General features: G+C 68.6%; 20 protein-coding genes. 12 read left to right on the top strand and 8 right to left on the bottom strand.

Going from position 1 to position 17,012, the window contains the following annotated elements; all coding sequences use genetic code 11:
- The first annotated feature begins 64 nt into the window (after positions 1-64).
- From DSHI_RS20935 to DSHI_RS20945, 3 genes are all read left to right on the top strand, one after another.
- On the top strand, positions 65-952 hold the full coding sequence (locus tag DSHI_RS20935) for a helix-turn-helix transcriptional regulator (RefSeq protein ID WP_012187449.1): 888 nt from the start codon (positions 65-67) through the stop codon (positions 950-952).
- Positions 953-1,089: 137 nt separating this feature from the next.
- A complete protein-coding gene (locus DSHI_RS20940) occupies positions 1,090-2,049 on the top strand; it encodes an alpha/beta hydrolase (protein WP_012187450.1) in 960 nt (319 codons plus the stop codon).
- Positions 2,050-2,119: 70 nt separating this feature from the next.
- Positions 2,120-2,677, top strand: a complete 558-nt coding sequence (locus DSHI_RS20945) for a nuclear transport factor 2 family protein (RefSeq protein ID WP_012187451.1) — start codon at positions 2,120-2,122, stop codon at positions 2,675-2,677.
- 63 nt (positions 2,678-2,740) lie between these two features.
- Here DSHI_RS20945 and DSHI_RS20950 read toward each other — a convergent pair whose 3' ends face one another.
- Positions 2,741-3,760 (bottom strand): AI-2E family transporter, encoded by a 1,020-nt coding sequence (locus DSHI_RS20950; protein ID WP_012187452.1) that lies wholly within the window; start codon positions 3,758-3,760, stop codon positions 2,741-2,743.
- Between the two features lie 163 nt (positions 3,761-3,923).
- On the opposite strand from DSHI_RS20950, the gene DSHI_RS20955 reads away from it, so the two are divergent.
- On the top strand, positions 3,924-4,586 hold the full coding sequence (locus DSHI_RS20955) for a ferredoxin reductase domain-containing protein (protein ID WP_012187453.1): 663 nt from the start codon (positions 3,924-3,926) through the stop codon (positions 4,584-4,586).
- Between the two features lie 91 nt (positions 4,587-4,677).
- Here DSHI_RS20955 and DSHI_RS20960 read toward each other — a convergent pair whose 3' ends face one another.
- The 5 genes from DSHI_RS20960 to DSHI_RS20980 all read right to left on the bottom strand — a co-directional run bounded on the left by DSHI_RS20960 (position 4,678) and on the right by DSHI_RS20980 (position 8,157).
- A complete protein-coding gene (locus DSHI_RS20960) occupies positions 4,678-5,994 on the bottom strand; it encodes an acetamidase/formamidase family protein (protein WP_012187454.1) in 1,317 nt (438 codons plus the stop codon).
- 133 nt (positions 5,995-6,127) lie between these two features.
- Positions 6,128-6,886: a DUF3618 domain-containing protein gene (locus tag DSHI_RS20965; protein WP_012187455.1), complete on the bottom strand. Its 759-nt coding sequence runs from the start codon at positions 6,884-6,886 to the stop codon at positions 6,128-6,130.
- The gene (locus DSHI_RS20970) at positions 6,879-7,289 is read right to left on the bottom strand and encodes a phage holin family protein (RefSeq protein ID WP_012187456.1); all 411 of its coding nucleotides are present in this window, start codon (positions 7,287-7,289) and stop codon (positions 6,879-6,881) included. Before DSHI_RS20970 ends, DSHI_RS20965 begins: the two co-directional genes overlap by 8 nt.
- Entirely contained in the window at positions 7,282-7,797 is a 516-nt protein-coding gene (locus tag DSHI_RS21570) for a hypothetical protein (protein WP_012187457.1), read from the bottom strand. The genes DSHI_RS20970 and DSHI_RS21570 overlap by 8 nt, the downstream gene beginning before the upstream one ends.
- 171 nt (positions 7,798-7,968) lie before the next feature.
- Positions 7,969-8,157, bottom strand: a complete 189-nt coding sequence (locus tag DSHI_RS20980; RefSeq protein WP_012187458.1) for a PLDc N-terminal domain-containing protein — start codon at positions 8,155-8,157, stop codon at positions 7,969-7,971.
- Positions 8,158-8,274: 117 nt separating this feature from the next.
- On the opposite strand from DSHI_RS20980, the gene DSHI_RS20985 reads away from it, so the two are divergent.
- On the top strand, positions 8,275-9,183 hold the full coding sequence (locus tag DSHI_RS20985; RefSeq protein ID WP_050757934.1) for a mechanosensitive ion channel family protein: 909 nt from the start codon (positions 8,275-8,277) through the stop codon (positions 9,181-9,183).
- A gap of 112 nt (positions 9,184-9,295) precedes the next feature.
- Here the strand turns inward: DSHI_RS20985 and DSHI_RS20990 are convergent, their stop codons facing one another.
- Both DSHI_RS20990 and DSHI_RS20995 read right to left on the bottom strand, forming a co-directional pair.
- The gene (locus tag DSHI_RS20990; RefSeq protein WP_012187460.1) at positions 9,296-9,595 is read right to left on the bottom strand and encodes a DUF883 family protein; all 300 of its coding nucleotides are present in this window, start codon (positions 9,593-9,595) and stop codon (positions 9,296-9,298) included.
- A gap of 154 nt (positions 9,596-9,749) precedes the next feature.
- Positions 9,750-9,947, bottom strand: coding sequence for a CsbD family protein (locus tag DSHI_RS20995; RefSeq protein WP_012187461.1), 198 nt, complete (start codon positions 9,945-9,947; stop codon positions 9,750-9,752).
- A gap of 251 nt (positions 9,948-10,198) precedes the next feature.
- Between DSHI_RS20995 and DSHI_RS21000 the strand changes: the two genes are divergently transcribed.
- From DSHI_RS21000 to DSHI_RS21030, 7 genes are all read left to right on the top strand, one after another.
- Positions 10,199-10,891, top strand: coding sequence for a FadR/GntR family transcriptional regulator (locus tag DSHI_RS21000; protein ID WP_012187462.1), 693 nt, complete (start codon positions 10,199-10,201; stop codon positions 10,889-10,891).
- Positions 10,892-10,978: 87 nt separating this feature from the next.
- The gene (locus DSHI_RS21005; protein WP_012187463.1) at positions 10,979-11,800 is read left to right on the top strand and encodes an ABC transporter ATP-binding protein; all 822 of its coding nucleotides are present in this window, start codon (positions 10,979-10,981) and stop codon (positions 11,798-11,800) included.
- The gene (locus DSHI_RS21010) at positions 11,797-12,552 is read left to right on the top strand and encodes an ABC transporter permease (RefSeq protein WP_012187464.1); all 756 of its coding nucleotides are present in this window, start codon (positions 11,797-11,799) and stop codon (positions 12,550-12,552) included. The genes DSHI_RS21005 and DSHI_RS21010 overlap by 4 nt, the downstream gene beginning before the upstream one ends.
- Before the next feature lie 13 nt (positions 12,553-12,565).
- A complete protein-coding gene (locus tag DSHI_RS21575) occupies positions 12,566-13,327 on the top strand; it encodes an ABC transporter permease (protein ID WP_012187465.1) in 762 nt (253 codons plus the stop codon).
- 95 nt (positions 13,328-13,422) lie between these two features.
- Positions 13,423-14,439 (top strand): ABC transporter substrate-binding protein, encoded by a 1,017-nt coding sequence (locus DSHI_RS21020; protein WP_012187466.1) that lies wholly within the window; start codon positions 13,423-13,425, stop codon positions 14,437-14,439.
- Positions 14,440-14,602: 163 nt separating this feature from the next.
- On the top strand, positions 14,603-15,880 hold the full coding sequence (locus DSHI_RS21025) for a YncE family protein (protein ID WP_012187467.1): 1,278 nt from the start codon (positions 14,603-14,605) through the stop codon (positions 15,878-15,880).
- 78 nt (positions 15,881-15,958) lie between these two features.
- Positions 15,959-16,954 carry a TRAP transporter substrate-binding protein gene (locus DSHI_RS21030; protein ID WP_012187468.1) on the top strand — a complete coding sequence of 332 codons (996 nt, stop codon included), beginning with the start codon at positions 15,959-15,961 and terminating at the stop codon, positions 16,952-16,954.
- The last annotated feature ends 58 nt before the right edge of the window (positions 16,955-17,012 follow it).

Genomic DNA, 17,012 nt, shown 5'->3' on the forward strand with positions numbered 1-17,012 from the left:
GGCCGGACCCGCGGGTTTCCGGCGCGCCGGGCGCAGCTATGTCTGTCGGCAACAGGAGGGTCTCATGCCGCGCCGATACCAGGACATCTATCCGTCCCTGCCCTTGCTCAACAGCGAGGCGCAGACCCATATCTCCGCCGCGGCGCTGATGTCCGTGCGCTATTTCCAGGCCGCCCCGGACGAGATGCCCGAAGATGTCTTCGCCGAGCACCACGTGCTTCTGAACCTGCAGGATGCACCGCACCGGGTGCAGAACCGGCGCGACGGGGTGCTGCATGATTTCACCTTCCACAAGCACGAGATCGTGGTCACCCCGGCGGGGATGCGGTCGGGCTGGCGCTGGTTCGCGACGTCGGACGTGATCGTGGTGACGCTCGACCCCGAGATGGTCGGCCGCTTCGCCCAGTCCGAGCTCGGCCTGCTGCTCGACCCGCAGCAATTCCGCGACCTGCCGCTCTTCTCCGACCCCGATCTCTGCGCCGCCGGGGTCATGCTGCGCGACGCGCTGGAGGATGACAGCCTGACCTCCGGCGTGATGTTCGAGGCACTCTCCCGGGTGCTGCTGGTCAAGCTGCTGCAACGCTACGGGCAGCGCCGGGTCGAGGATGCGGACCTCTCGGCGCGCTTCACGGCGCAGCATTACAACCGGGTGCTCACCCATATCCGCGCCCATCTCGACCGCACGATCACGGTCGAGCATCTGTCGCGGGAGGCGGGCATGTCGCCCTCCCATTTCAGCCGGGTCTTCAAGGAAACACTGGGCACCACGCCCATGCAGTATGTCATGGCCTACCGGATCGAGCAGGCGATGAAGATGATGGCCGATCCCCTGCGCCCCCTGGGCGATATCGCGCTGGCCTGCGGCTTTGCCGACCAGGCGCATTTCTCGCGCAGCTTCAAGCAGGTCACGGGCCGAACCCCCCGCGCGCACCGCGCCGCCCTGTCGGCCTGAGCGCCCGGTCCCGCGCGGCGCGGGCAAAAGCAGCCTCGTTCAAGAACCGCGCAGCCCGGTGCAATCCCGGGGCGACGGGGCGCGGTATCTCTCCTGTCATCGGGTCTGGCGCCCATGACGCACACAGGAGAGACACCATGAAGACCTTCGCCCTCACCACCGCCGCGGCCCTGCTGGCCTCCACCGCCGTGATGGCCCAGGCGGAGACCCGCACCATCAGCTTCGAGAACGCGGGCGCGACCCTCACCGGCACCCTCCATCTGCCCGAGGACCATGACGGTCGCGCCCTGCCCGTGGTGGTCGTCACCGGCGCCTGGACCTCGGTCGAGGAACAGATGCCCAGCGTCTATGCCGCCGAGATGGTCGCGCGCGGCTTTGCCGCCGTCACCTTCGACTTCCGCGGCTGGGGCAAGTCCGGCGACCTGCCCGGGGCCGTGCGCTACGTCGAAAGCCCGGCGGCCAAGACCGCCGACATCCGCGCGGCGTTCGACTTCGTCGCCACCCTGCCCGAGATCGACCCGACCCGGATCAACGGCTTGGCGATCTGCGCTTCCGCCGGGTACATGATCGATGCGGCGGCGGGCAATGACCGGGTGCAGCATCTGGGCCTCGTCGCCCCCTGGCTGCAGAACGCCGAGATCGTCGAGGCGGTCTATGGCGGCCCCGAGGGCGTCGCGGGCCTGATCGCCGTCTCCCGCCGGGCCGAGGCTGCGGGCGGCGAGATCATCCCCGCCGCCGGACCCGAGGGCGCCGAAGGCGTGCTGATGCCCATCGGCGGGTATTACTTCGAGCCGGATCGCGGCGCGATCCCCGCCTATGACAACCGCTGGAACAACGCGGGCTGGGAAGGCTGGCTGACCTACCATCCGGCCGATAACGGCGCCCGGCTGACCCAGCCCCTGGCGATCGTCCATTCCGAGGCCGCCGCGATCCCCCAGGGGGTGCGGGCCTTCCTCGACGGCTATGCCGGGCAGGCCACCCTGCGGATGTTCGACGGGGTCACCCAGTTCGACTTCTACGACACCCCCGAGGCGGTGCGCCACGCCGCCGACACCGTGGCCGCCCATTTCGCCGCCGCGCCCGACGGCAACATCTGATCGCCCTGCCTTGCGCGCTCGGCCCGGTCGTGCGCGATCCTGCCACACCCCTCAGCCGAAAGGAAATGCCATGAAAGCCCTTCTTCTTTCCGCCGCCCTCGCCCTGCCGCTCGCCGCGCCCGTATCGGCCAGCGCCAGCCTCGGCGGCACGCCCGTCACCGCCGAGACCCTGGTCGACCGGGCCGAAATGATCCGCATCGCGGATGCCATCGACGCCGCGGTGGATGCCAAGGACTGGCCGGTCGCGCGCAGCTTCTTCGCCGATGAGATCATGGTCGATTTCACCTCGCTGATCGGTGGCGACCCGGCCACGATCCCCGCCGATGCGCTCATCGCGGGCTGGGCCGGGAACCTGACCGACGAGAAGACCTCCTTCCACCTGCGCGGCAATCACCGGATCGGTTTTGACGGCGCCGACCGCGCGGTGATGCAGTCCCATGGCTATGCCTGGAACCGGATGGACCGGGGCGCCGCGCCGGAAAATGGCGGCGATCCCCTGTGGGAGGTCTGGGGGAGCTACACCCATGTGTTCGAGCGCAGCGAAGCAGGCTGGAAAGTCACTGCCATGACCTTCACCGCGATGGCGCAACGGGGCAATTCCTTCGTGCGCGACACGCCGGGCAGCTGACCCCGGCCAGCCCCGGCGCGCGCGCCCGGGGCTGGCGAAACCCCATATGCAGAGCCTGTTTTCTCAGCCCACATGCACGTAAGGGGCCGCTCCTGGCCCGCGCATCGCCAGGCTCGGCCGCATCACCACCCCGGCCCAGAGCAGCACCGGCAATGCCACGATCGCCCCCACCGGCCCCCAGAGCCACAGCCCGAAAACGATCGCCGTGAAGATCAGAAGCGGGTTCATCGCCAGCCGTTTGCCCACCACCAGGGGTGTGACGAAATTCGCCTCCGTCAGGTTCAGCAACAGGAACAGGAAAGGTGGCAGGAAGGCCTGCGCCCCGGAAAACTGCACCAGCCCCGCGATGGTCAGCCCGGCGATGATCATCATCGGCCCGAGATAGAGAATGAAATTCAACAAGGCCGCCGCAAGCCCCCACAGGACGGCGTAGTTCACCCCCGCCGCCGTCAGCACCATCGCCGTGACCACGCCGAGCCCGATATTGACCAGGGTGACGGCGGCGAAATACCGGGCCACCGCACGATCCGCGCGGCGAAACCGCTGCTCCATCGGGCCGGTGCCGGCGTAAAGCTCGCTCCGGGTCAGCACGAAGAAGAACAGCACCCCGACGAAGATGAACACCTGTGCCGCGAACCCCGGCGCCAGCCAGAGCGCATCGCGCACCGAGGGCACGGCGGTCTGCGGCTGCGCGGCTTGGGCCCCGACGCTGTTCTCGATCTCGGCGCTGATGGTCTCGATCCCCCGCAACAGGCCCGAGGCGGTCTCGATCCAGCCCGCCACCGCCACCTTGATCCGGGGCAACTCGTCGATCAGCAGGGAAAACAGCGGCTCCACCAGCAACAGCGCCAGCCCGATCAGCGCCAGCGTCGCGACCAGCAGCAGCACCGCCACCGCCAGCCGCGGCACGCCGAGCCCGTACAGCCGGTCGGCCACGGGCGAGATCACGATCCCCAGCACCAGCGCGAACACCGTGGGCGCCAGGATGTGTTGCGCCAGATGCAAGGCGGCAACCAATGCGATCGCCGCCAGAAGCGCCAGCATCACGCGCGCGGCGCGCTGGCTCAGGAGAAGGTCGATCATCGGGCGGTCCTCCGCTGGGCCGGGCGCGCGTCGGGGTGACCCGCGCTCCGGGGCGCAGGACCAACGCGCGCACGGGCGGCTTCGTTCCGCGCGCCCTGGACGATCTTCGGAACTTCGGGGACGGCGGGCCGTTCTCCTTTGCAGAGTATTGGAAAGGACCGACATGACCCACAAGATCACGCTTCTGGAAACCGTGGAGCTGACACCGGACACGCGCCATTACGTCTTCACCAGGCCCGAGGGCTACGGGTTCACCCCGGGCCAGGCGACGGATTTCGCACTGGACCGGTACGGCTGGCGCGACGCGACGCGGCCCTTCACCTTCACCGGCGACCCCGAGGCCGATGTGCTGTGCTTCACCATCAAGACCTATGCCGACCGCGAAGGCGTCACCGACGCGCTGTGGTCCGCGACACCGGGCGACGGGGCGCTGATCGGCGACCCCTGGGGGGCCATTTCCGACAAGGGGCCGGGGGTGTTCATCGCGGGCGGCGCGGGCATCACGCCGTTTCTGGGCATTCTCAAGGCCCGCGCCCGGGCCGGGCAACTCGACGGCGCCACCCTGATCTTCGCCAATGGCGGTCCGCGCGACATTATTTTCCGCCCGCTCTGGGACAGTCTGAAGGGGCTGAAAACCGTCTATGCCGTGTCCGAAGACGGGGCCGGGTTCGCCTACCGGCGAATCACCGGCGAGATGCTGGAGGCCGAGATCGACGACTGGGACCAACGCTTCTATGTCTGCGGCCCGCCCCCGATGGAGGAGGATGTGGTCGCGATGCTGACCGCGCGCGGCGTCCCCGAGGACAGCATCATCCGCGAGGCGTAAGAGGAACCGGGGCGAAAACCCCTGTAAAAGAGCCGCCTCAACGGGCAGTCAGGGCCGGGCGCGCAAACGCCCCGGCCCCATCTTCACCCGGTCAGAGCCCGTATTGCTCCCGCGCGCATTCGCCCAGGCCCACGGCATCGAGCTTCGACAGGGGCGCGAGGAAGGTCACCTGGATCACGCCGGGGGCGCGGCCGATCTCGATCGCGCCGTTGATCGTGGCGCGGTTGCGCACCTCGGCCACGGTCATGTCCAGCAGGGTCGCGGCCCGGGCGAGACCGTTTTCGATGGCATCGTTCAGGTTCGCCGCCGTTCCGATGACCGAAATCGGCGCGAGGGGCTCGATTTCTTTCACCCCCCATTTCGCAGCCAACCGGTCCCCCTTGGCCTTCTCGGCCTCGGTGAAGGGCCTGGCCAGCGGCGGCAGATCCTCTTCCAGCGGGAACAGCACGGGGCCGTCGATGGGATAGTTCTTCACCACCTCGACCTGCAGGGTCACACTGCCCGACACATCCATGGTATGACCGGCGATCTCGCCATCGCCCTGACCCGCATGCATGTCGCCCATATAGACGCCGGCGCCCGGCACCTTGACCGGGCAGACGATGATCGCACCCGCGCGCACGGCGTCGATATCCATGTGCCCGTCGGTCTTGTGCTCGGCCAGCTGCTCGGCGGTGATGGCATAGTCATGGGGCGCGCCCACCAGGAAGGCGCCGAAATCGCCGGCATTGTGGCTGTCGGGCATGGCCATGGAGGGACAGGTGCCGAGTTGACCCATGAAGGGCCGCATCCGCACCAACGTGCCGGGCATGTCCGACGGCGCATAGGTCAGGATCGAATGCTGGCGGCTCGCATCGGGCAGGGCGGCGTAGTGGTCGGCGTCCCGCGCCAGGGTCTCCGCGGCCTCCTGCGGCAGGGTCAGGCCCACGCTGCGGGTCTCGTCGAAGGTGACGGTGTAGCCATGCACGATCTCGAACGGGGTGACCGCATTGCCGCAGCTGTCGCATTTCACCGCGTCCTGGCCAATGCCCTCCACATGGGTTTCAGGCCAGACCGTGTCGCAGACCGGGCAGCGCGCGGCGACGTAAGGATCGCCCAGGCAGAACCCCTCGGGCGAGCTGTCATGGCCCGACGCCGTGGCGAGGGAGGTGACGGTGATGTCGCGGATGCGGATCGCGACCCCGTCGCCCACCTCGGCGCCCTGGACATGGACCGGTGTGGTGACCTCGTGCCCGCCGCGCAGGCGCGGGGTGATCATCGGACCCCAGCAGCCGGGCGCAGTGTTGGCGATGATCGTGCCGCCATTCTCGATCGGGCCGAGCATGGGGGCCTCGGGGTCGAGCACGGAATTGGTGAATTCCGACACGACGACGCTGCGGCGCGAGTTGGGGGTGCTGCCATCGGGCATGGGTGGTCTCTCCCTGGTCTGGTCTTCGATCATGCAGGGAAGTTAGCGCCCGCTGGGGGGTGTGCAAGCGCGCGCCGCAGGGACGCGCGGACGCAAAACCGCCCGCACCGGGGGGCGCGGGCGGTCGGGCCGGTCAGTGACGCGAGATCCGCTCCGTCACCGCGTCGAGCCCCTCATGGAGTGCGGCCTGACCGGTCTCGGACATCCGGGCCAGCTCGTCGCGCAGGGCAAACTCCGCCTCCTGCAGCAGGGCGTCGCGCTGCGCGCCCATGGCATCGTCCTCGATCTCGGTCCGGGGCAGGGCCGTGCCCGCCAGCGCCCCCAGCCCGAAGGCCAGCGCCGCGGTGGACCAGGGCTGGCGGCGGTGCAGGCGACGCGCTTCGCGGGCGGCGGCGGCGCCGCGGCGCTCCACCTCCTCCTGGGCGGCGATGGCGGCCTTGCGGGCCTCGACCACCCGGCGGCGCGCAGGCTCCGGCAGGTGGGCAAGACCGGAATTCAGCGCCTTGCGCAGGGCCGAGGCATCCGGGCGGGGCCGACCCTCGGTCGCGGCGGCGACCCGGCGGTCGAACTCGCCGGACAACGGATCGCGGGCCCCGGCCACCGATGCGCGGCTCTGGCGTCCGTCATCATAGACCGGGCGCGCGGCGGGCTTGCTGGGCCCGGCCACCATCGCGGCCACACCCGCCCCCACCAGCAGGAGCGCCAGCGGATTGGCCTTCGCGCGCTCCATGGCGGCCTCGGCCACCACGCCGCCCCGGGCCTGCAGGTCACGGCCCACGGCCTCGGAAACACGTTCGGGCGACAGGGCTCCGGCCAGTTGGCTCACGGCCTCGGCCAGCAGGCCGCGGTGGGTCTGGATATCGCGTTCGATGGCATCGGTGCGGTCAGGCATGGGTCGTCTCCTTCAACATCTGGAGGTCCTTGCGGACATGGCTCAGGATCTTTTGCGGTGTGAGCGCCGCGACCGAGAGGCGGGATTTCCCAACCAGCGCGAGAAGGGCCGCGAGCACCAGGCACACCGCCCCGGGCACCAGCGCCGCCAGCCAAAGCGGCCAGCCGAGTGCCAGAAGCGCCCCGACGAGGGCCGTCAGTATCAGCCCGAGCCCGACAAGGGCCAGGGGGATGGCGCAGAGCACCAGAGTCACGCCGGTCCCCGCATCGGACAGCTTGCGGCGGATCTCGGCCCGGGCGAGGGCAATTTCGGCCTCCACCAGGCCGCGGAGATGCTGCATCAACTCCGACAGAAGGGCAGGCGCATCCTGTGGCGCGGGATCATGGCGGTCGGGATTATCCATGGCGCGCGCCTCCATAGGCCCGGGTGTGGACCCGGGAAGGGTCCGAGGCGGGCGTCTCGGCATCGGGGCCGGTCACATGCCCGGTCCAGGGGTCGGAACCGGCCTCGCGCGGGGCGTCCGCGGCCGCCGTTTCGGGATCGGCGGACGCCTTGAGGAACCGCGCCACCGCAAAGCCGAGCAGCGCCGCACCGCCCAGGGTGACGGCCGGGTTCTCCCGCGCGAACCGGGTGGCGGAGCGCGCCGCGCCGCTCAGGTCGGTGTCGCGCAACTGCACCGCCAGCTGATCGAGGCCGCGCGCGATCTGCTGCGCCGCCTCCGCCTGCAGACTGTCGGGATCGAATCTCTCCCCGGCGGCACTGGCGGCATCGGCGGCGGTCTCAACCTCGGACCGGGCGCGGTCCTTGACGGTCTCGCCCGTGTCGCGCGCGGCCCGGCGGGCGGTTTCGGTGGCATCTGCGGCGGCGCTGTCCAGCTCCTGGCGCAGGGCGGAGGTTTGCGTCTCTGTCATCGGTCTCTCCCGTGCATGATCTCGGCAAGGCAACGCCGCAGAGCCGGTTTCGTTCCCCCCCATTCGGGCCGAGGGCCTGCGCGCCGCGCCGCCGCGACATGAAAAAACGCGGCGCCGGGAATGGCGCCGCGCGGGTCACTTGCAGGCAAAAAGCCTTGTCTCGGGAACGGGTCAGGCCGTGCGGCCCGCAGCCCCCCGGGGCCCTGCGAAAAACCAGATGATGAAGCCGATGACCGGCAGGACGAGGATCAGAAGCGTCCAGAGCAGTTTCGCGCCGGTCGATGCCGCGCTGGTCCAGGTTTTGACCAGGGCATAGATGTTCGCGATCAGGACGATCAGGCCGATGATACCATATTCCATAACATAAAACTCCCGTATGTGTTGATGCCGGAGTAACGCCCCGGGGCCCTGTTGGTTCCCCTCCCGGCCCGGGTCCGGGGCGCGGGAACCCTTGGGCGGCTCGCGCGTTGGGCGCGGATGGACACCGTTGAAGAGATCTTTCCGCAGAACATCACCGCACATCTGGTGGCGCAGCTCTCGGGCTGGGCCGAGGGGCTGATCGCCGCCCTGCCGCGCCTCACGCTCGCGCTGGCGGTAATCCTTGTCACCGCCCTCGTGGTCTGGGCTGTGCGGCGCCTGATCCAGAGCCTCGGCCGCCGGGCCGGTCTGCGCCGCAACCTGCGCGACGTGCTGGGGATGCTGGCCAATACGGGTCTGTGGCTGGCCGGGCTGTTGCTGGCGCTCACCATCGTCTTTCCGTCGATCACCCCGGGCCGCGCGCTCACCACGCTGGGCCTGGGCTCGGTCGCGATCGGGTTCGCCTTCAAGGACACGCTGGAGAACTTCCTCGCCGGCATCCTCATCCTGCTGCGCGAGCCCTTCACCATCGGGGATCACGTGGATTGCGAAGGCGCCGAAGGGCAGGTGGAACAGATCACCATCCGCGACACCCATATCCGCCAGACCGACGGGCAGCTCGTGGTCGTGCCGAACGCCATGCTGTTCCACAACCCGGTGACCGTGCGTACGGATCAGGAGTTTCGCCGGGCGCGGATCGTCTGCGGCGTCGCTTATGGCGAAGACGTCGATGCCGCCCGCAAGGTGATCGAGGACGCGGTGCGCGAGGTGGACATGGTGCGCAACGATGTGCGCGACATCCAGGTCTTTGCCATGGCCTTCGGCGCGTCATCCATCGATTTCGAGATCACCTGGTGGACCGGCTCCGCCCCGGTGGATATCCGCGCCAGCCGGGACCAGGTCGTGGCCGCGGTCAAGGGCGCGCTGGATGCCGCGGGCATCGAGATCCCCTTCCCCTATCGCACGCTGACCTTGCAGGGCGACGCCCTGCCGGTGCAGGTGATGAAGGGCCGGAACGCCGCGGAATAGAGCCTGTTTTCGACCCGCAATTCGGAACGGCACATGAAAACGCCGCGCTCCGAGCGCGGCGTTGCGTTGGTCGGGCGACCGGGGCGGAACCCGGCCGCGAAAGGTGTCGTGCCTAGCTGCGGGTGCGCAGCGCCATCCCCAGAAGAACACCGACACCCAAAGCGGCCCCGAGGGCGAGGGTCGGGTTGTCCTTCACGAACTTGGTGCCGGTGTCATGGGCGGTCTCGATCTGCTGCGCACCGGCCTGGGCCAGATCGCGCGACGCGGCCGACAGGCTCTCGCCGGTCTCGCGCAGGGTGTCACGGGCGGTTTCCGCGGCCTCCTGCACGGCCTGCACCGTTCTGTCGCGCCCATTGCCCGCGCCCTTCTCGTCACCGGGTTGCGGGATATGATGATGTGTCACGTCGGACATGGTCTGCTCCCTTCCTTGAAGTTTCCGTTACCCGCTCAACGCGCGGGCCGGGGGATGGTTCCGAAACCCCCGCGCCCCGGCGCGCAAAAAGGCCCGCGCGCGGGGGTCCGCGGCGGGCCTGTCCGGTGCGGCGGCCAAGGAGCCGGGGCGCAGGTCAGATACTGTCGAGCATCCGGTCCACTTCCTTGCGGGCCTCGTCCTTGGTCTTGCCGTATTTCTGCTGCAACTTGCCTTCGAGCTGCTCGCGGTTGCCGCGAGCTTCCTCGATCTCGTCATCGGTCAGATCGCCATACTGCTCACGCAGCTTGCCCTTCAGTTCGGTCCATTTGCCTTCGATGCGGTCGCTGTCCATGATGCGTCTCCTTCGATTGAGGGTCACTTTTGCGGGCATGGCGGATGCGCATGCCTTCACCCGGTCCAACGCCCCGGCCCGGCGAAGGTTCCGCCCGGGGACGGATCGGCCGCGGCGAGCCCCGCGGCTCGTCCCGGGCAGGGCAGGAGGCCATAATTCAGATCAATTGCAACCAATTTAAAAAATAGTGACTCTCCCCGATCAATCTGTTATTGATTGTTCCAAGAAGACGACTGGGGGGATACGTTTTCTTGCTGACACGCACCGACCAACCGGAACGCGACGAATGTGCGGAACGCCTGCGGGCCCTCATCGCCGAGGGCGGCTACGCGCCCGGCGACAGGATCCCGCCCGAGCGCCAACTGATCGAAATGATGGGCATCACCCGCGCCGGCCTGCGCCGGGCGCTCGATTTCCTCGAACGCGACGGGGTCATCTGGCGCCATGTCGGCAAGGGCACCTTCGTCTCCTACGGCGCGACCGATGCCGTGACCGAGGACGCCTTCGCCGGCATCGGCAACCAGCTCAGCCCCTACCGCATGATGCGCGCGCGGATCTGCGTCGAGCCCGCCATCGCGCGGGAAGCGGCGGTCTATGCCTCGCGCGAACAGGTGGCCAGGATCGACGCGGCGGCCAAGCGGGCGCGCGCCGCGGCAAGCTGGTCGGAATACGAGCGCCAGGATGACCAGTTCCACCGGGCCGTGGCCGAAGCCGCCGACAACGCCCTGCTGCTGGCCCTGTTCGACAGCCTGAACCGGGTGCGGCGCGAGGTGGCCTGGGGCGCGGTCACGCGGTCCAATGCCCGGCCGCCGCGCGACCATTCCAGCTTTGCCGAGCATGACGCGATCTGCGCCGCCCTCGCCGCCCATGACGCGGATGCCGCGTTCCAGGCCATGCGCGCGCATCTGCAATCGGTGTCGTCGCGCCTGTTCGAGGGCATCTGACGCCCTGGCGGGGACCGCGAGGGCCGCGCCGGAAAACAGATTGGCACCGCGCCACCGAAGCGCAGGCCACACAGGGAGTGAGGACATATGAAAGACGCGTTGCTGGACGTGCCCGCCATCGAGTTGCGCGGGATCCGCAAGACCTTCACCCTGTCGGAGGATCGCGACGCCCAGAAAGTGCTGGCGCTGGACGGGATCGACCTGACCATTCGGCAGGGCGAGTTCCTGACCATCATCGGGCCGTCGGGCTGCGGCAAGACCACCCTCTTGAAGATCATCGCCTCGCTCATCTCCCATGACGAAGGGGATGTGGTGGTCGAGGGCAAACCGGTCCATGAGCCGGACATCAGCCGCGCCATGGTGTTCCAGACCTTCGGCCTGTTCCCGTGGAAAACGGTGATCGACAATGTCACCTTCCCGCTCACGGTGCGCAACTTCGCCCCGGCCGAGGCGCGCGAGATCGCCATGAAACATATCGAGCAGGTGGGGCTGGGCAAGTTCGTCGACGCCTATCCGCACCAGCTCTCGGGCGGGATGCAGCAGCGGGTGGGACTCGCTCGCGCGCTCTCCACCGGGGCGGATATTCTGCTGATGGATGAACCCTTTGGCGCCATCGACGCCCAGACCCGCGAACTGATGCAGGAAGAGCTGATGCGCATCTGCCAGCGGGAACAGAAGACGGTCGTCTTCATCACCCACGACCTGGACGAGGCGGTGCTGCTGGCCGACCGCGTACTCTTGATGTCGCGCGGCCCGGGCCGGGTGCGCGAGGTCATCGATGTCGACCTGCCCCGCCCACGCTTCGACTACGACGTGCGGGGGCACGCGAGTTTCATCAAGGTGCGCGGCCATCTCTGGCACGAGCTGCGCAACGACCTGGTCGAGCAGCGCGCGGAGGAAATGTCGTGAAGGCCCGCACCCGCAAGCAGGTCCGGCGCGATCAACTGATCGGCGTGGCGGTGTTTCTGGTCGTCTGGGAGATCACCGCGCAGATCATCGACAGGTCGCTCGTCCTGCCGCCGGTGACCGCGATCCTGGCGGCCCTGTGGGATCTGATCCTCAGCGGCGAGCTGATCGTGGCCCTGAGCCAGAGCATCTTCCTGCTGATCGTGGGGCTCTTCGTGGCAACGGTGATCGGCTTCGTTCTGGGCGCACTCATCGCGCGCTCCAGGACCGCCTACTGGATGCTCAACCCGTATCTCAGCGCGCTCTTCGTGACGCCCACCATCGCGCTGGTGCCGCTGGTCCTGGTCTGGTTCGGCTTCGGCTTTCCGGGCCGGGTGATCGTGGTCGTGCTGGCGGCGGTGGTGCCGATCCTGTTCAGCGTGGCCTCGGGGCTGCGGGATTCCCCGGGCGACCTGATCGACGTGGCGCGGTCCTTCGGCGTGAAGGGGGAAATCGCCCTTCTGTTCAAGGTCCGCATCCGCGCCGCCTTGCCGGTGCTGCTGGCCGGTCTGCGACTGGCGGCCGGGCGCGGCGTGGTCGGCATGGCCGTGGCGGAAACCTATCTGCGCCTCGGCGGGATCGGCGGGCTGATCAAATCCTACGGCGCGATGTTCCAGACCGATTACGTCTTCGCCTCCATCCTGCCGCTGTCGCTGCTGGGCATCGCCATGGTCTCGGCCATCGGCTGGGTCGAGCGTCGGCTGCATTGGACATGAGGGGGCGCAGATCATGATGAAAACCCTCTCCCGCCCCAGCGTTCTGCTGCCGCTCCTGAGCCTCGTGGTCGTCTTCGGCGCCTGGGAGCTCGTAGGCCGCAGCATCAATCCCCTGCTCTTCGCGCCGCCCTCCGAAGTGGCCCGGCAGTTCGGTGAACTGATGCGCAGCGGCGAGCTTCTGGACGCGACCAAGATCACCGTGCAGGCGCTGTTCCTGGGCTATTTCCTCGCGGTGATCGTCGGCATTCCCTTCGGGATCGCCATGGGTGCCTTGCCCCGGTTCGGCGATATCCTGCAGCCCTATCTTTATGCGATCTTCTCGACCCCGCGCGTGGTGGTCGTGCCATTGATCGTGGTTTGGTTCGGAATTGGTTTCGAGGCCCGGCTGTTTCTGGTGTTCTTCTGGTCGATGATCGCGATCAGCGTGAACACCGCCCAGGGCGTCCGCCACGCGCGCCCCGACCTGGTCGAGGTCGCGCACTCCTTCCAGGCCTCCCGACTCCAGATGGCCCGCCATGTGCTGATCCCCGGCGCGATCCCCTTCGTGGTCTCGGGCCTGCGGATCGGGGCGGAACGCGCCATCGTGGGCGTCATCATCGGCGAGATGTTCTTGCAGATCGTCGGCCTCGGCGGCGTGATCACCAAGGGCAGCACCGAGCTTCTGCCGGCCAAGATGCTCTGCGCCGTCGCCGTCATCGCCGTGCTCGGCACGATCATCGTGACCGCGCTCGACACGTTCGAAAAACGCTTTCAGGTCTGGAAAGGGCCGACCTGAGACCCAGCCGCACCATCCAAAACACCCCGGCAGCCAGCGGCGCATCCAAGAACCGGGATCCAAAGCAACAGCTGACTTTTCTGGAGGAGACCAAGATGACCCTTAGCAAGATGACCGGATCGCTCCTGGCCGGCGCGGGCCTCGCCGCGCTGCTGGCCGGCAGCGCCACCGCCAAGGAGTTCGACCTGAGCGGCACCGAGGTGACCATCGGCACCGCGCAGGCGCAGGTCCTGAACCTCGGCACCCTGCGGATGATCGAGATGCTCACCGAATGGGGTGCCGATGTCACCCGGGTGGAGCTGCCCAATATCTCGGGGCTCGAAGCCATTGTCGCGGACCGGATCGACATCGCCTCGCGCAGCTCGGACGAGATCCTCGCGGGTCAGTCGCGCGGCGTCGACGTGGTGGCCTTCGCGGCGCCGATCTCCACCATGCACTATGCCGTGGTCTCGACCCCGGGCATCGACTCCCTCGAAGACCTGCGGGGCCAGTCCATCGCCACCAGCGGCCCCGGCGGCTTCAACGGCATGCTCTTTCGCTACATGCTGACCCAGGCCGGGCTCGAGCCCGAGGTCGACGTGGCCATCGTCCCCGTGGGCGGGTCCAGCGAGCGGGCCGCCGCGATCATGGCCGGGCAGGTGCAGGCGACGGTCGTGTTCATCGACAACTGGCTCGCCCTGCGGGAACAGGGCGCGAATGCGCAGCTTCTGGGCTACGTGGCCGACCTGGTACCGGGCCTGTCCTCGCGCGCCGTCTTCGCCCCGCGCGACTACCTGGCCGCCAACGAGGACCTGGTGACGGCCATCGCCTGCGCGAACCTCGAAGTGAACGCCTGGATCAATTCCAACAAGGACGACTTCGTCGCCTACGCCATGGACAATGTGCGCGGCGCCAACGAGGACGCGGTCTCGGCCTTCTACGACGTGGCGATGGAGATCAACATGTTCCCCACCGCGCCGCGCGAACTGCTGGATGTCTCCGGCTACCAGGCGCTGGCCGACCTGATGTACGCGGGCGGGGAGCTGGACGACCAGCTCGATGCCAGCGGCTTCGTCGACTTCACCTATGTGGACCGGGCCGCCGAAATGGGCTGCGGCACCGGCGCGATGTAACACCGCGTCGATCCCGAAACCCGGGGGCAGGCGCGCAGCGCCGCCTGCCGCCAACCCGCGCCCCAGGCCTGAAGCCACCCGAAGACACCCGAAGGACGATACCGCCCGTGAGACTGCAACGCCCCGCCCCCCTGAGCCGCCCCGCCGATGCGAGGGCATCGCGATGATCGGCCCGAAGGGCACCCTGATCGTCAGCGGACGATGGGATGACAATGTGGCGATCGTCGACATCGCACAGGCGCTTCTGCCCGAAAACGACGGCACCCCGAATGCCATCCTGTCGCGCCCGCGCGCCACGCCGGACCTCGATCTCGATGGCGACGGGGTACCCGATGCGCGTGCCAGCGGCCAACCCGTGGCGGTGGCCGTGGATGTCGCCGCGCGCCACGCCTATGTCGTGTGCCACTCCGGCGATGCGACGCCCGAAGGGGCCGCCGCCTACCAGCATGGGCATCCGGGGCTGGTCACGGTGCTCGATGTCGCCGCGGCCACCGATCCCGCCCATGACGACACGCTCGGCGCGGTGGTCGAATTCGTCTCCACCGGCCGCACCGGCCCCGTGGGCTGCGCGCTCACCCCCGATGGCCGCGCCCTTCTGGTGAATTGCGGCGAGGCCGAGGGCAGCGAGGATGGCGGTGACGAAGTCACCGTGATCGACGTGGCCACCCGCCGGGTCACCGCCCGCGTGCCACTGGCCCTGAACCCCGACCATCCCGCGCGAAGCCCCAGCCCCCATGACAGCCCCCATGAGAGCTTCGGCCACTACCCCAACCCCACCGGCATCGTGATCTCGCCGCGTGCGGGCGGCGTCGTCTTCGTCGGCAATGGCGGGTTCAGCGATGTCTCCGTCCTCGACCTCAAGGCCGCCCTCGCCGGGTCGGCGGAGGCCGAGATCAACCGGGTCGCCGTCGAAACCGGCCCCTTCGGCATGGCGCTCAGCCCCGATGGGGCGCTGGTGGCGGTCGCGTCCCGCGAGAGCATGTCGCGCCCGACCGAGGGCGGCACGGTCTCGATCATCGATGTGGGTCGCGCCGCCGCCAGGCGCCCCGATGCCGAGCTTGCCCGCATCCCCGTGGGCGGCACCACCGACGAGATGCCCAGCCGCCCCTTCGGCGTCGCGTTCTCACAGAACGGCAGCCGGCTGGTCGTGTCGTGCTTCCGCACCAACGCGATCTCGATCCTCGATGTCGCCGCCGCCTGCGCCGGCAAAGCTTGCGAGCTGCACCGGCTCTATCCCGAGGCCCCCGGCGGCGCCACGCCCCGGCCCCGCGGCATCGCCGTCTGCGGCCCCTATGCCTGCGTCATCGGCGGGGCGAAGGAAGGCGCGCGCAGCAGTCTCGTCTGGGTCGTGGATATCGCGGCGGGCACCGTGGTCGGCACCGTGACCGGGGTCGGCAACGAATCCTATTTTCTCGCCGCGATTCCACCACCGTCGACATGAGGCACCACCACCGGACCGGCGACACGGCCCCATAAGGCCGGCACCGGTTCACACACCACACTTTTGGGAGGACGACACATGACACATCTGACAAGAAGAACCGCGCTCGGTCTTGCAACGGCCGCACTGCTCGTTGCGGGCACGGCGAGCGCGCAGGACACCCTGGAGCTGCGCATGTCGGTCGAAAGCACGCCCGGCGCCTCGACCCAGCAGATCCTCGCTGCGTTCCGCGACGCCCTGCAGGCCGAGATGGGCGATGCCGTCGCCATCGAGTATTTCGACAGCGGCACCCTGGGCGACGAGATCGTGCACATGCAACAGGTGCGCACGGGACAGCTCGACGTGATCCCGATCGGCTCCGACGCGGTCCAGCTCGACCCGAAATTCGCCGTCTTCGACATCCCCTTCCTGTTTAACAGCCGCGACCAGGTCGCCGCCGTGCTCGACGGTCCGATCGGCGCCGAGCTGGACCAGTCGTTCCAGGAAAACGCGGGGCTGAAGGTGCTGGGCTTCGGCGAGATCGGCTTCCGGCACATCACCAACAACGTGCGCCCGGTCGTGACCCCGGCGGACCTGGAGGGGCTGAAACTCCGCACCCCCGGCAGCAGCACGCGGATCATGTCCTTCGAGATGCTGGGCGCCTCGCCGATCAAGATGAATATCGGGGAAGTCTACCTGGCCCTGCAGCAGGGCGTGATCGACGGGCAGGAAAACCCCTTTGGCAACATCGCGAAATGGTCCTGGGACGAGGTCCAGAAATACATCTCCCTGTCGCGCCACGTCTACACGCCCATTACCCTGGTGATGAACCTGCGCACCTATGAGGGGCTGACCGACGAACAACGCGACGCGGTCCATGCCGCCGCACGCGTGGCCGTGGACTCGAGCCGTGCCTACGGGGCCGAGAACGACGCCTCGCTCGAGGCCGTGATCCGCGAGCGGTCCCCGGATGTCGAACTCAACGAGATCGACGCCGCCAGCTTCCGGGACGTGGCCAAGGCCATCGGCGCCGAGATCGGCAAGACCGCGGGCGAGGCGTTCACCGCGCGCTTCGTCGAAGCCGCGTCCCAGTAAGCCGCGCCCCGGGGGGTGCGGGCCGCACCGCGCCCCCCGAACCCGACCGCGCCCCGCC

The organism is Dinoroseobacter shibae DFL 12 = DSM 16493 (genome assembly GCF_000018145.1).
GTDB lineage: Bacteria > Pseudomonadota > Alphaproteobacteria > Rhodobacterales > Rhodobacteraceae > Dinoroseobacter > Dinoroseobacter shibae.